Raw genomic sequence first — 13,777 nt, 5'->3', positions numbered from 1 at the left:
TCGGCGCTCCGCGCGCTAGATTCAGGCGTACTCGGCGAAAGCCGGCTGGGCCGCAAAGCGCTGCAGATGGTGGTCCACATCGCCCAGCGTCAGGTCGATCATGGTCAGGCGCTTGAACAGATGGGCGGCCGGCAATTCATCCGTCACGCCCATACCGCCATGCAACTGCACGGCTTGCTGTCCGACGAATTTGGCGGCCTGCCCGATGCGCACTTTGGCGGCCGACACGGCACGCCGGCGCTCGGCCACATCGGCGCCATCCTGCCGCGCGGCAGCCAGCATAGCCATCGAGCGGGCCTGTTCCAGATGGATGTACATATCGGCCATGCGGTGCTGCAGCGCCTGGAAGCTGCCGATGGCCGTGCCGAACTGCTTGCGGGTCTTCAGATAGTCAAGCGTAGCAGCGAACAGCGCATCCATACAACCGACGGCTTCCGCGCACAGCAGCGTCACGCCATAGTCGGCCGCCGCATCGAGCAGATCGGCGCCGGCGCTGCCCTGCGCTAGCATAGCCGTAGCGGGCAGGCGCACATCGCGCAGTTCCACCGTGGCCGCCCGCTGACCATCGATGGTGCGGTAGTCGCGCCGCTGCAGACCGGCCGCATCGGCCGGCACCACAAACAGGCTGAGCCCGTCCGGCGCGTCGGCAGCGCGGGCCGAAACGATCAGCGCACCGGCCTGGGCACCGTGAATCACCACGCTCTTGGCGCCGTTCAGACAATAGCCATCGCCCTCGCGTACGGCGCTGGTGCGGATATCGTAGAGATCGTGGCGGCTCTGCTGCTCGCCCAGCGCACAGGCCAGTTTCAGCGCGCCACTGGCTACCTGCTCCAGCAGCGCGGCCTGATTGCCGGCCCGTTTTAGAAATTCGGTACCCCACACCGTGGCAAAATACGGTTCCACCACCAGACCGCGTCCCAGCTCCTGCATCACCACCCACAGGTCAACGGCGCCGCCGTTAAAACCGCCCTGCGCTTCCGGCACAGGCAAAGCCGTCATACCCAGTTCCACCAGCGTCTGCCAGGCGCTGTCGCTAACGCCACTGGCACTGTGGATGATCTGGCGTCGCGCCTCGTGGCTGTAATCCTTGTCCACCCAGCGGCGCAGGGCATCGGCAAATTGTTGCTGTTCTTCGCGCAATTGAAAGTCCATGGCTGCCCCTTACAGTCCCAGTATCATCTGGGTGATGATGTTTTTCTGAATTTCGTTCGAACCGCCGTAAATCGAGGTCTTGCGGAAATTGAAGTAGTAACCCGCCAGTGGCGCGGCCCCGTCGTCGCCCGTCAGCGCATGCTCGACCTTGCCTTCGAGGTAGTCGGTATCGAACGGCAGTCCGTTCGGCCCCAGCGCTTCGAGCATCAGTTCGGTCAGCTGCTGCTGGATTTCGGAACCGCGGATCTTGAGCAGCGAAGCTTCCGGGCCGGGCCGGTGGTCGGCCTTGGTGATCACCCGCAGCACCGTAGTTTCCAGCGCCATCAGTTCGATTTCCAGACTGGCCACCTTGGCACCGAACACGGGGTCCTGCAGCAGCGGGCGGCCCCCCTTGCGCTGTTCGGTGGCGATCTTTTTCAGGAACAGCAGTTCGCGCTTGGAGCGCCCTACAGCGGCAATGCCGGTACGCTCATGCCCGAGCAGATATTTGGCGTAAGTCCAGCCCTTGTTTTCCTGCCCGATCAGATTCTCGACCGGCACTTTCACGTTATCGAAGAACACTTCGTTCACTTCATGTTCTTCATCGAGCATGATGATGGGACGCACCGTGATGCCGGGCGTCTTCATGTCGATGAGCAGGAAGGAAATGCCTTCCTGCTTGCGCACCGTGCCATCGGTGCGCACCAGACAGAAGATCATATCGGCATGCTGGCCCAGCGTGGTCCAGGTCTTCTGGCCATTGACGATGTAGTACTCGCCCACCCGCTCGGCGGTAGTTTTCAGCGAGGCCAGATCGGAACCGGAACCGGGCTCGGAATAGCCCTGACACCACCAGTCGTCGCAATTGAGAATGCGCGGCAGATAATAGGCTTTCTGCGCCGCGTTGCCGAAGGCCATGATAACCGGCGCCACCATGTTGATGCCGAAAGGCAGAATGGGTGGCGTGCCGGCACGGGCGCACTCTTCTTCCCAGATGTGGCGCTCGGTGGCGCTCCAGCCGGGGCCGCCGAATTCGACCGGCCAGGCCGGCGCCGCCCAGCCCTGTTTGGCGCAGATGCGGTGCCAGCGCACGTAGTCCTCGCGCTCGAGACGCCGGTGCATGCGCACTTTCTGCTGCAGATCGGTGGGAAGATTGGCTTCAAGGAAGGCGCGTACCGTGTCGCGGAAGGCCAGATCCGTCGCCGTGTAGTCGAGGTCCATGCTGTCTCCATTATTTTTTTGCCGCGCCAAAAAGCACGATCGTTCAGATTATTCTACCTGAAAATCTGTTGACGTCCGTGGCAATTTCGCTGCGCGGCGCATGGCCCCGCGAGCCAATGGCACTGGCCGCCTATTCGATCTGCAGCGCCAGATCACGCACGCCCGTGGCGCGATTGCCCGCATAATCACTCGCGCTGACGCGCAAAATGTACTGGCCGGGCGGGAGGCTGCCGATCTGCCACAGGCCGGGCGTGATCCGTCCCTGCGCCAGCGTATTGTGCAAAGTATACGAGAAACGCGTTTCTGCGGCGCCATGCACGGTAATGCCGCTGCTGGGCGCATAGGCATACTGCACAGCTTCACGGTTGCGCAGCAGACGGTCATAGGTCTGGGCTGCGGGCAACTCGGCCTGGCCGGCCAGCGGCTGGCCGTTGCCATCGAGCAGTTGATAAGCGAGCTGATACAGCCCCAGCCGCCGGCGTGCCTGATTGCCATCCATCTGGTCATAGGCATCGACGATGACCTGCACCCCGCCCAGACTGCGCGGCAGCAGCAGCCTGCCCTGCTGTTTGGTCGTCAGCGGCACACCCTGACTATCGGCCAGCACGATGCGCTGGATCTGCGGCGCGATGGTATCGCGCAGACCAGTAAACGGCAGCGTGAGCGGATTGACGGCCTCGCCGGCCGGACGGTAATCCAGATGCACGTGGGCCATACGGTTGACGCTACCCAGTGTATCGCCCACGGCGAAACGGGTGCCGCGCCGTACCCGTATGGCTACCGGCTTGCCCTGCTCGTCGCGCTGGAGCTGGAAGCGGCTATCGCGCACCTTGTCTTTGGCATCGCGCCCCACGCGCATGTGGATGTAATTGAACTCGCCCAGCGCCAGACCCTCCGACAGATCGCCGTAGGACCAGCTGGCCGCAGGGTTGCTCACTTTGGCCGCCACCACCGCCAGCACGGGCGTGCCGATGGCGGCCTGCACGTCGAGCCCGGAATGGAAGTGGTGCCGGCGTTCGCCTTTGAAACTGCCACGCACTTCGCCCATCAGCCCCACCACTTCATGCACCTGATCCTGCGGCGCCACGGGCCACAGCGTACGCGCGCCGGCAACCGGCAGCGCTACCGGCGCTTCGATACTGGCGGCTACGCTGTCGGCTGCTGCCACATGGTAGATACGGCGGGTGGCGCTATCGCTCACATACAGGCTGCCGTCGGCCGCCAGCGCCATGCCGCGCGGCACATGCAGGCGTACGCCGCCGTCTGCGCCATAGCCGGGCTGGGCCGGATGATCGGCGTCTTCCAGCGCCAGCACTTCGCCCTGCGGCGTGATCTGGGCGATGCGGCCATGGCTCTGGCTAGCCAGATACAGATAGCCGTCATGGCTGCGGGCCAGCGCCACGGGAGCGCGCAGCAGCGACACGCGGTCGTCTTCCGGCGCGGCAGCGATGGTACTGACCATGCCGTCCGTCCCCAGCCGGCGGATCGCATCATTGCCTGTATCGGCGATCAGCAGCGTGCCATCGGGCGCCACCAGCAGACCAGTGGGCAGGTCGAAACGGGCCGCGGCTGCGGCACCATCAACCATGCCGTTGCGTTTGCCGCCAGCCAGCGTGCTAACCATACCGTCCGGTGTGATCTTACGAATGCGGTCGTTATAGGTATCGCTCACGTACACCACGCCGGCGCGGTCTACCGCCACCCCGACAGGGCCATTGAAGCGCGCAGCGGCGCCCTGCCCGTCCTGATCGCCAGCCACGCCATCGCCCGCCAGTGTGCTGACGACGCCTAGCGGGCTGATCTTGCGGATCGCGTTATTGCCCGTATCGGCCACATACAGATTGCCGGCCACGTCGATGGCCAGCCCCGACGGCGTATGCAGTGCTGCTGCAGCACCCGTACCATCGCTAAAACCTTCCTTGCCACCGGCCAGCAGCGTCACGCTGCCATCACCGCCAATGCGCACCACGCGGTTTGCTTCGCCGCCTTCGGCCAGATACAGATTGCCTGCGTTATCACGCACCAGTCCGAACGGATCGTCCAGCGACTGGGCCGGAGTCAAGCCCGCATGCACGACAACACGGGCACGCCAGTGTGGTTCAGTAGCGCGGATTTTGCCACGCACAGCAACGCCGGCGCCGTCTGACGTGCTACCCGACCTCAGCCAGTACATGCCAGCCCCGCCTAGCACCAGCACGATTGCGGCTCCGGCGAGCCAGTTTGAACGTGAAATAGCCAACAGACACCGCCCGAAGCAAACTTTAAAGCAGCATTCTAGAGCATGCGCTGGTTCTCGATACAGTAGGGATAGAAGTCCACGGGTGGAAAAGACAAAAAAAAAGCCCGCTACGGGAGCGGGCTGAATCTATTTCCTTGGAGGAGAATAGAGGAGACAGGTGAATGATGCTCTACAGCAGAATATATTTCCAATTTTTATTCAGAATGCCTGAAATATATTTGGTGAATATCTGCTGATCTGCCGCGTAGTTGCGCGGCGTATTTCTTGGCATCAAGTTAAGTTTTTGCTTATTTGGTGCTGTCCGCTGCATACGGCAGCACGCGTGACGCCAAGCGGGTATCCGTCTTCAGCAGACTGACTTCGTCGGCCAGAATATGCAGCGCTTCGTTCAGCAGCACGTCTTTGGCAGCCTTGGCGGCTTTTTCCGCATCCAGTTCGGCCGTCAGCGAACGTTCGTCGCCTTGCAGACCATCGTCAGTACGCAGCGCACCTTTCACAGCCGCCACTTTCGGCGTGCCCGGTTTGCCGTTACCGGCCTTGGCGGCAGCCGCCTGCTTGGCCAGCTCCTTGGCGTCCGGAATCAGGATAGGATCATCGGCACCGGGCACAGGCGACAGCAGACGGGCTTCGCGCAGCTTGGCACGGGCATCCTGCGTCTCGCGCTCCTTGCGGCGCACGGTCTCGTTCAGCGAAATAAGATTGTCCTTGCGCTGCTTCTTGACCAGTGCAATATCTTCCGACAGATACTGAAAGTCCTTGTCCTTGGCGACGCGCGCTTCGTGCTTCTTGTCGAGCACGGGCAGCATTTCCTTCAGGTCGCCTACAGGAATGTAGACGGCCGGCTTGATGGCCACCCACGGCAGTGCATTGTCGTAGCTCGACTCACCAAAGGTATCGGAATCGCCCATGGTAGGCAATTTGATATCCGGCGTTACGCCGCGCAGCTGGGTAGTCCCGCCATTGATGCGGAAGAACTGCGCCACCGTCAGCTTCAGCTCGCCGTAGTGCACTTTATCATTGGGCGCAAAGCGGTCCAGCGGGAAGATGGTCTGCACCGTGCCTTTGCCGAAGCTAGGCTCGCCGATGATGATGCCGCGACCGTAATCCTGTATCGCTGCTGCGAAAATCTCCGAGGCCGACGCAGAACCACGGTTGATCAGCACACCCATCGGGCCATCCCATGCCATGCCGGCATTGGTATCGCTTTCGATTTCCACCTTGTTATCGGCACTACGCTGCTGCACCACCGGTCCCTTATCGATGAACAGGCCGGTCAGTTCAACCGCTTCGCTCAGCGAGCCGCCACCGTTGTTGCGCAGGTCGATCAGCACGTTGTCGACTTTTTCCTTTTTCAGTTCAACCAGCAGACGGGCGACGTCGCGCGTGGCGCTCTTGTAGTCAGGATCATTGCGGCGACGTGCTTCGAAGTCCAGATAGAAGGTGGGCAGCGAAATCACGCCCACGCGGCGCTTGACGCCACCATCTTTCACTTCATAGATGGATTTCTTGGCCGACTGTTCTTCCATGCTGATTTTCTTGCGCACCAGCGTCACCGTGGTGTGCTTGCCATCCACGCCCGCATCGGCGGGCAGAATGTCGAGCCGCACGGTAGAGTCTTTCGGCCCGCGGATCAGGGCTACCACATCGTCGATGCGCCAGCCCAGCACTTCCGTCATGGGGCTCTTGTCATCCTTGGCCACGCCGAAAATACGGTCGCCTACCTTGATCTTGCCGGACAGACCAGCGGGACTGCCGGGCACTACTTCGCGCACCACCGTGTACTCGTCACGGGTCTGCAGCACACAGCCTATGCCTTCCAGCGACAGCCGCATGGCAATATCGAAGTTTTCGGACGCGCGCGGGCCCAGATAGTTGGTGTGCGGCTCGATCGACATGGCGTAAGCATTCATGAAGATCTGGAACACGTCCTCATTGGTCAGCTTGCGCGAACGGCTGATATAGTTCTCGTAGCGCTTGTCCAGCGTTTCGCGGATGGCCTTGTCTTCCTTGCCGGCCAGCTTCAGGCGCAGCCAATCGTTCTTGACGCGCTTGCGCCACAGATCCTTGAGCTCGGCATCACTCTTGGTCCATTCGGCCTTTTCGCGGTCGTACTGATAGCTTTCGTCGTTGGAGAAGTCGAATTTTGTCTTCAGCAGTTCGCGCGCATAGCCGATGCGCTCGGCGAAACGCTGCTGGTAGAGGTTGTAGATGGCAAAGGGTACGCTCAGGTTCTCGCCCAGTATGGCGTCATCGAGGCGGGTGCGGACGATGGTGTACTGGTCGATATCGGCCTGAGTGAAGAACAGCTTTTCCGAATCGAGCGATTTGAAGTAACGGTCGAAGATCTTTTCCGACATGGCGTCGTCCAGCGGCATGGGCTTGTAGTGCAGCTTGCCCAGTACGCGCGAGGCCCATAGCGCTGCCTGAGTCTGGCCCGGCTGCGGTTTGATCACGGTATCGGCAGCGGCTTTCTCCGGCACGGCAGCACCTACTTGCACGGACAACGCCGCCAGCATGGCGACCAACAGCATTTGCTTCTTCATCGGCTTACTCCGGAACTAAATTTGCAATCTCATTAATCGGTTATGCACAGTGCTAATAACTGTCATCTCATTCTACAGGATAGGTGGCAGCTAGGCTGTGCTAGTTTGCAGTGTCTCCGCAGCAGCTTAAAGCTAGCTGAAAGGAAATACCGAACTGTCCTATAATCACTGTATGGGTGCATTATTGAAGCGTCGGCAAGCAACTGGCCTGATCGTCTGTCTGGCGATCGTGCTGCAATTGCTCGCGCCGGCATGGGCCAGCGCCGCGCTGAATACGGCTGCCACACCATGGGCAGCCGAAGTCTGCCGCAGCGGATCTACTCCTGCGCAGGCCCCTGCCGCCAGCCACAGCCTGAAGCATTGCCTGTTCTGTGCCAGCAGCAGCGACACCCCGGCTCCGCCTGCCAGTCCTCTGGCATTGCAAGCGTTTCCAGCTGCTGGCGCGTGCCAGCCCGTCCGGGCGACTTCCGCTGCGCCCGCCACGCTGCACTGGTATCCGGCCCAGCCGCGCGCCCCACCTGCCCTATCCTGAAATCCGTCCCACCGGAGGCTGCCCTGCGCAGCCGCACTCCTTACGTTTTACAGGATACTTATGCAACGCCGTACTCTTATCACTGCGCTGGCCATGGCCGGCGTAGCTTCCATGGCACTGCTGGCGACACCTGCGCCAGCGCTTGCCGCCGCGCCTAAACTGAACGGCATCGACCTCACCGGCAGCAGTCTGGGGCCGGACCTGCACCTGTCGTACACCAATGGTAAGCCGGCTTCCATCCGGGATTTTCACGGCAAACTGGTGCTGCTGTTCTTCGGCTTTACCCAGTGCCCCGACGTCTGCCCGACTGCGCTAGCGCGTGCCGTCGAGATCAAGCGTCTGCTGGGTGCCGATGGCCAGCGCCTACAGGTGCTGTTTGCCACCGTCGATCCGGAACGCGATACGGCGCCGCTACTGGATGCCTATATGCGCGCTTTCGATCCCGGCTTTATTGCCGTACGGGGTGACAAGGCCCAGACGGCACGCACGGCCGGCGACTTCAAGATCTATTACAGCAAAGTGCCCAGCGGCAGCTCCTACACCATGGACCACACGGCCATCACCTATGTATTCGATGACAAGGGCGCCATCCGTCTGGCCCTGCGTCACGAACAGACGGCCGAACAGTGCGCGGCCGACCTGCGCACGCTGCTGCAAACGCCACCTAAATCTACCAGCAATTTTCTGAAAGGACTGTTCCAATGAAACGTCTGCTTAATCTATTCCTGCTTGCCGCCCTGCCTGCCATGGCGCAGGTCACCGTCAGCGAAGCCTGGGTGCGCGGCACCGTCGCCCAGCAAAAGGCCACCGGCGCCTTCATGACGCTTAACGCGGCGCAGGATAGCCGTCTGGTGGCGGCCAGTTCACCCGTCGCCGGCATGGTCGAAGTGCATGAAATGAGTATGTCCAACGATGTGATGCGCATGCGCCAGCTGGACAGTCTGGCGCTGCCTGCCGGCAAGCCCGTCAAGCTGATGCCGGGCGGCTACCACCTGATGCTGATGCAATTGCAGCGTCCGCTGGCCGATGGCGACAAGGTGCCCCTCACGCTGGAAATCGAGGACGCCAAACACGTGCGCAGCAAGGTTACGGTGGAGGCTGTGGTACGTCCACTGGCGGGCGGCCACCAGCACTAATCTGCTGCACTGCGACTGTGCAACTGTACCACCGTGCGGCCTGCGTCCAGCAGGGCGCACGGTGGCGCACTGCCCTAGCGTATGCGTTCGGCATCGACGCTGCTGGCGCGCCGCACATAATCACGAATCAGCGGGCCATAGCGCGCCACCGTGGCCGGCGTCAGCGCGCCCAGTTCGGTACTCGTAATCAGCGCTGCCGCTTCCGGCGTCGACAGAATCGCATCGATGCGCTTGATGGTAGCCAGCCCCCAAGGGGTACGGGGACAGGCGAAGCCCGTCACGACGAAGTTCTCCGCTCCTCTCAAAGGCAACACTTTCAGTTTCGCCAGCGCGGGATCCTGCGTGATGGCATAGGCCAGCGTGACGTCGTATTCGATCAGATAATCGGCCCGCCCCAGCAGCACCATTTTCAGCGTGCCGGAGCCGTAGTTCGGCGTTGCCAGCTGTTCCACATTGAGCCGCGCACCCACCTGTTTCAGCACCTGATCGACCGCCGGCCCATAGGCACGGCGCTTGACGAGTACACCGCGCAGATCGGGGTTGCCCATCAGTTCAGCAGGATCGACCTGCCCCTGCTCGTTCAGGCGCACCTGCTCGAGCGCCTCGGGACGGATGATCAGTTGCGGTGGCGGCGAATAGAACACATCGCGGAAATACGCCACCTTCTCCCGCTCGGGCGTGCGCAGCGCCGCCGTGTCGCACATCGGTTCGCCCTGCGCCAGCATGTGCCAGATGCGGGTGGGATTGGCCCGCACAAACCGGTGCTGCGCCTGCGGCCAGTTAGCCACCACATACTCGGTTATCTTGTCAGCGATGCCGTCACCGGCCTTGCCTTCGACGGGCACATTCACCGGTGCAAAATAGGAACTCAGCCAGGTCACGGGCAGCTGTTCCGGCTGCTCGGCCAGCACTGGCGTGCACACTAGCCAGCCGGCTGCCAGCCATACACGCTTGGGAGGGAGTGACGGTATTTCCATGCAAGCAATGATAACGGATAAATGCTGATCATCTGCACAAAAAAGTGGCGATAGAGCTCACGAAATAAGCGGAAAAGCAACGCCCGGCAGCAGTCCGGCGTAATTCAGCAGCCACCACAGAGCTAATCCGAACGCGGCATACAGCAAGGCCGAGCCGGCAGCGAGCCGCAGGTCGGTCAGCGAAGGCAGACCGCCATAGGCACAGCAGGCCACCAGATAAGCCGCCAGTATCCAGCGACCATACTGCCCGGCAGCGTAGGCCGGGAATAGCCAGTGTTGCGCCATTAGCCAGCCTAGCGGAAACAGCGCCAGTGGCGCCAGTGCCACCCACGCCGCATTCCCCAGATGCAGATTGCGGAAACTGACCGAACCCAGTACCCAGTGCTGCCCCTGCCGGCGCGGCCACAGTGCCACCGCAACCGGGCGCGCATGCAATAACCAGCCCGCCAGCCAGTGGCAGGCTTCGTGCATCAGGGTGGCGGCAAAACTGAGCAGCGCCAGCAGATACATACTGTGGCGCAGCGCCCGCATCAGCACCAGCCAGCCTAGTACCAGCGCGGCAGAGGCGAGTAGCGCGGGCTCAGGCATCAGCCCAGTTCGGAATAGAAGCAGCGGCCGCAGGCCTGCCGGTAGCTTTCATTGCCGCCGATGCTGATCTGCTCGCCATCCTTGATACGCTTGCCCTGCTCGTCCACACGGATATTCATGGTGGCTTTCTTGCCGCAGGTGCAGATGTTCTTGAGTTCTTCGATATCGTCGGCCAGCGCCAGCAGATAGGCCGAACCGGGGAAAGGCTCGCCGCGGAAATCCGTGCGCAGTCCATAGGTAATCACGGGAACGCCCCGTACCTGGGCCAGCTGGTGCAACTGCTGCACCTGCGCCGTGGTCAGAAACTGGGCTTCGTCGATAAGCAGACAGGCAATCTTCTGTTCTATGCGCTCGAGGAAATTGGTCTCGGCGTCGAACACTTCCGTCTCGCGCTGGGGCCCCAGCCGCGACGTGACATAGCCCACACCATAACGGTTGTCGATCGCGGCCGTGAACAGGCGTACGCTCTGGCCCTGCTCTTCGTAATTGTGTGCCACCTGGAGCATGGCGGTGGATTTACCTGCGTTCATCGCAGAGTAGCGGAAATAGAGTTTTGCCACTGCAGCCTTCTGTTGTTCTGGTTAGTGCGCCTGGCTTATACGGGCGCTATCGGTCTGCTGCGATTATAAACTGCGCCCCGCCGTCAAGCGCAAATATAGGGGGACTTAGGGCGCTTATTCAGCCTACGCAGCAGGCTAGGCCAGTGTTAACATCTCGCCATCGGGAATTCCGCGTGGAATTTCCGTCTGATTGATGAAACTATTTTTACTGGACTCTTACTCTGGCTCTCACACCATGGAACTGTTAATTATTCTGATCGGCGTTCTGGCCATTGCAACGGTTTATTCGATCGGCGTGGCTGCGGCCAAGCCCGTGCAAGGCAGCGATTTCTACAAAGTCTCCAAAGATGGCCGCGTACTGGCGGCGGGCCGCCGCAAAATCCATGCGGTACGGCCCAAAGTCACGCCGCACGGCCTGCAGGTAAAGCTACGCAACGGCAAGCGCACGGGCGAATTCCTCGTCCATCATCTGGTGGCTGAAGCCCACCTGCCCAACCCGGCCGGCCACAGCCACGTACGCCACCGCGATGGCAATCCGCGCAACAACAAAGTGAGCAATCTGGTCTGGATCAAAGCGCCCGTCGCCGAAACCGTGCCGGAAGAGATCACTCGCCCGGATGATAGCGCCGCTCGAGATGCGCTTCGACGTCCTTTCGAGATATCCATATCTCTTTAAACTCGCCCCGTGCATACATGCCGGCCTGATCGTTGAAATGCGGTGAGGCCGGATTACCACTCTGGCCACCGGCCAGCACACTACGGGCACGGATCTGCGGCCCGAACTCCACCACCGCCACAAAGCTGTTGCCACGTTCGCCATAGATACGCCGCGTCTTGCTCTTGCTAGTCATGCCGTAGGCCGCCAGCGAACCCCAGTTTGCGGAAGCAAACGGCACGGGCAGGCTGGGCTGGTTGTCATCGAACTGCTGCACCAGATCGTCGGACAGGCGCTGGAAGCGGTTAATCTCGCCCCACGGCGTCTGCCACTGGCCGAAATCGGCACTCAGCTTGGCGCTGGCCTGCTCCAGCGCTGCCAGTCGCTGGACCGGCGTCAGCATCTGCTCGAAGTAGTCCAGCAGCGGCATTTCCAGCTTGCGTGCAGCGGCACTGTAACTGTTGCTCAGTTCCTGAGCCCAGAATATCGCTAGCGAAGTAGGCACGGAATCGAGCGCATAGCGCAGATTCCAGCCCCGCAGCGCAGCGATCTGGGGCGCCAGCGCAGCCTTCTGCGCGGCCTCCTCCGGCAGCGCATCGTAAGCGGCGAAGAGTTGCGGCAGCAGCGGCTCGAAAGCGGGCAACAGCGTGTCATAAGCCGCCGCAATCAGGCTATCGAGGGTGAAATCGCGCTGATCCTGCAGCACCCGCAGGGCATGGATACCGCGCGCATTCTCGCCCTGCAGCGACATATAGGCCGGATAATCGCTAGCCTTGGGGCTGGCCGCACCGGCCGCCGTGTAAGGCCAGTTATTGGTGTTCTGGATCCAGCCGGTGCGGGGATTGAACAGCTGGATAGTCTCGCTCACCTTGTGCAGGCCACGCCATTCGGTAGCGGGATTGCTGCCATCGACCGGATGCTTCCAGTCAAAGCGGGGATCGCGGCGGGGAATGAAATTGCCATGGAAGTAGGCGATATTCCCGTCCACATCGGCATACACGGTGTTGTTGGAGGAATTGCTGCGCAACTCCATGGCACGGTAGAACTCGCGGTAATTGCGCGCCTTGGTACGGATATACGACTGGGTCAGCGCCTGGCGTGGCTGATTCATCATGCGCACCGCCACCCATTTGCCATCCACCGCCCGCACAATGGGGCCGTGATGGCTGTAGTACACCCGCACCACCTTGCTGGCCATGCCTTGCGCGCTCTTGTACGGCAGGCGGATATCGACCGGCTTGAGGGCACGCCATTGCTGGCCGTAACGGTAATAGAACTTGCCGTTTCGCTCGCGCACAGTTTCCAGATATTCGTCGATGGCGTCGCCGCCGCCCGACGTATGCATCCAGCCCAGCCGGTCATTAAAACCCTGATACACAAAGAACTGGCCCCAGGTCACAGCGCCATAGGCATTCAGCCCTTGCTCGCTACTGACCTGTACTTCGGGACGGAAATAGAACGAAGTATGGGGATTAATCAGCAGCAGCGGATAGCCGTTGCGGGTGAGCCGGGGCGCAATGGCGAAGCCGTTGGAACCGCCCGGTTCGCGCTCTAGTGGCCGGTATAGCGCTGCCAGCGTGGCCTCTTTAGGCTGGGGCAGACGGGCCCCATCGCGGTACAGCGCTTCCAGCTGTTTGAGGTCGACAGTTTCGATATCGCCACCGATGCTGCCCTCGCTGAAACTGAGCGCCATCCACGGCTCGAAATGGGTAATCAGGGCGGGCTTGACTTCCGGATGGGTAGCCAGATAGTAGTTCAGGCCATCGGCAAACGCCACCATCAGCTGTTTCAGCCATGCGGGACTGCGGCGATACTCGGCTTTCAGCTGCTCGGGCGTGATAAACAGCTTCATCCGCAGATCGCGATACAGTTCGCCCTCGCCTTCCACTTCGGCCAGTCGCCCCATGGCATTAATGTAGTTGCGCTCGATGCGCTTGAAATCATCTTCCGCCTGCGCATACATCAGGCCGAACACGGCATCGGCGTCAGTCTTGCCGTACACGTGAGGAATCCCCCAGGTATCGCGCAAGATCGTCACGCGCTGCGCGGCCGCCGGTAGCGACTGCGGCGCTGCGGCCACAACGTTGGCGCATGCCGCAGCACACAGCAGGGAAACAAAGCTTGCAACGACGCGCATGCAGACTCCTGTATAAACTGTTTATGCCATTAGCCAAACGCTGGCGCCGACGCCAGCG

12 protein-coding genes are annotated in these 13,777 nt (G+C 61.4%); 4 read left to right on the top strand and 8 right to left on the bottom strand.

The window, feature by feature from the left end; translation table 11 throughout:
• Positions 1 to 21: 21 nt before the first annotated feature.
• The 4 genes from ABNT42_RS13265 to ABNT42_RS13250 form a co-directional block, all read right to left on the bottom strand.
• Complete coding sequence (locus tag ABNT42_RS13265) at positions 22 to 1,152, bottom strand: acyl-CoA dehydrogenase (RefSeq protein WP_348697652.1); 1,131 nt, start codon at positions 1,150 to 1,152, stop codon at positions 22 to 24.
• Between the two features lie 9 nt (positions 1,153 to 1,161).
• Positions 1,162 to 2,352, bottom strand: coding sequence for an acyl-CoA dehydrogenase family protein (locus ABNT42_RS13260; protein WP_348697651.1), 1,191 nt, complete (start codon positions 2,350 to 2,352; stop codon positions 1,162 to 1,164).
• A gap of 130 nt (positions 2,353 to 2,482) precedes the next feature.
• Entirely contained in the window at positions 2,483 to 4,525 is a 2,043-nt protein-coding gene (locus tag ABNT42_RS13255) for a gluconolaconase (protein WP_348697649.1), read from the bottom strand.
• A 353-nt stretch (positions 4,526 to 4,878) separates the two neighbouring features.
• Positions 4,879 to 7,134 carry a carboxy terminal-processing peptidase gene (locus tag ABNT42_RS13250; RefSeq protein WP_348697647.1) on the bottom strand — a complete coding sequence of 752 codons (2,256 nt, stop codon included), beginning with the start codon at positions 7,132 to 7,134 and terminating at the stop codon, positions 4,879 to 4,881.
• Between the two features lie 184 nt (positions 7,135 to 7,318).
• On the opposite strand from ABNT42_RS13250, the gene ABNT42_RS13245 reads away from it, so the two are divergent.
• The 3 genes from ABNT42_RS13245 to ABNT42_RS13235 are packed head-to-tail and all read left to right on the top strand — an operon-like array spanning position 7,319 to position 8,802.
• The gene (locus ABNT42_RS13245; protein ID WP_348697645.1) at positions 7,319 to 7,666 is read left to right on the top strand and encodes a DUF2946 domain-containing protein; all 348 of its coding nucleotides are present in this window, start codon (positions 7,319 to 7,321) and stop codon (positions 7,664 to 7,666) included.
• Positions 7,667 to 7,726: 60 nt separating this feature from the next.
• Entirely contained in the window at positions 7,727 to 8,371 is a 645-nt protein-coding gene (locus ABNT42_RS13240) for an SCO family protein (RefSeq protein WP_348697643.1), read from the top strand.
• A complete protein-coding gene (locus ABNT42_RS13235) occupies positions 8,368 to 8,802 on the top strand; it encodes a copper chaperone PCu(A)C (protein WP_348697642.1) in 435 nt (144 codons plus the stop codon). Before ABNT42_RS13240 ends, ABNT42_RS13235 begins: the two co-directional genes overlap by 4 nt.
• Before the next feature lie 74 nt (positions 8,803 to 8,876).
• Here ABNT42_RS13235 and ABNT42_RS13230 read toward each other — a convergent pair whose 3' ends face one another.
• Genes ABNT42_RS13230 through ABNT42_RS13220 form a run of 3 tightly spaced genes read right to left on the bottom strand, consistent with a single transcriptional unit; the run spans position 8,877 to position 10,927 of the window.
• Positions 8,877 to 9,779 carry a TIGR02285 family protein gene (locus tag ABNT42_RS13230; protein ID WP_348697641.1) on the bottom strand — a complete coding sequence of 301 codons (903 nt, stop codon included), beginning with the start codon at positions 9,777 to 9,779 and terminating at the stop codon, positions 8,877 to 8,879.
• Between the two features lie 57 nt (positions 9,780 to 9,836).
• The gene (locus ABNT42_RS13225) at positions 9,837 to 10,367 is read right to left on the bottom strand and encodes a hypothetical protein (protein ID WP_348697639.1); all 531 of its coding nucleotides are present in this window, start codon (positions 10,365 to 10,367) and stop codon (positions 9,837 to 9,839) included.
• Positions 10,367 to 10,927 carry a thymidine kinase gene (locus ABNT42_RS13220; RefSeq protein ID WP_348697637.1) on the bottom strand — a complete coding sequence of 187 codons (561 nt, stop codon included), beginning with the start codon at positions 10,925 to 10,927 and terminating at the stop codon, positions 10,367 to 10,369. The genes ABNT42_RS13225 and ABNT42_RS13220 overlap by 1 nt, the downstream gene beginning before the upstream one ends.
• A 235-nt stretch (positions 10,928 to 11,162) precedes the next feature.
• Here ABNT42_RS13220 and ABNT42_RS13215 point away from each other — a divergent pair, with 235 nt between their 5' ends.
• Positions 11,163 to 11,603, top strand: coding sequence for an HNH endonuclease (locus tag ABNT42_RS13215; RefSeq protein WP_348697636.1), 441 nt, complete (start codon positions 11,163 to 11,165; stop codon positions 11,601 to 11,603).
• Here ABNT42_RS13215 and ABNT42_RS13210 read toward each other — a convergent pair.
• Positions 11,533 to 13,719, bottom strand: coding sequence for a penicillin acylase family protein (locus ABNT42_RS13210; RefSeq protein ID WP_348697634.1), 2,187 nt, complete (start codon positions 13,717 to 13,719; stop codon positions 11,533 to 11,535). The genes ABNT42_RS13215 and ABNT42_RS13210 overlap by 71 nt on opposite strands.
• Positions 13,720 to 13,777 lie beyond the last annotated feature (58 nt).

It is taken from the genome of Duganella fentianensis (genome assembly GCF_964031615.1).
Lineage (GTDB): Bacteria > Pseudomonadota > Gammaproteobacteria > Burkholderiales > Burkholderiaceae_D > Rugamonas > Rugamonas fentianensis_A.
This window is presented reverse-complemented; position numbering and strand designations above follow the sequence as displayed.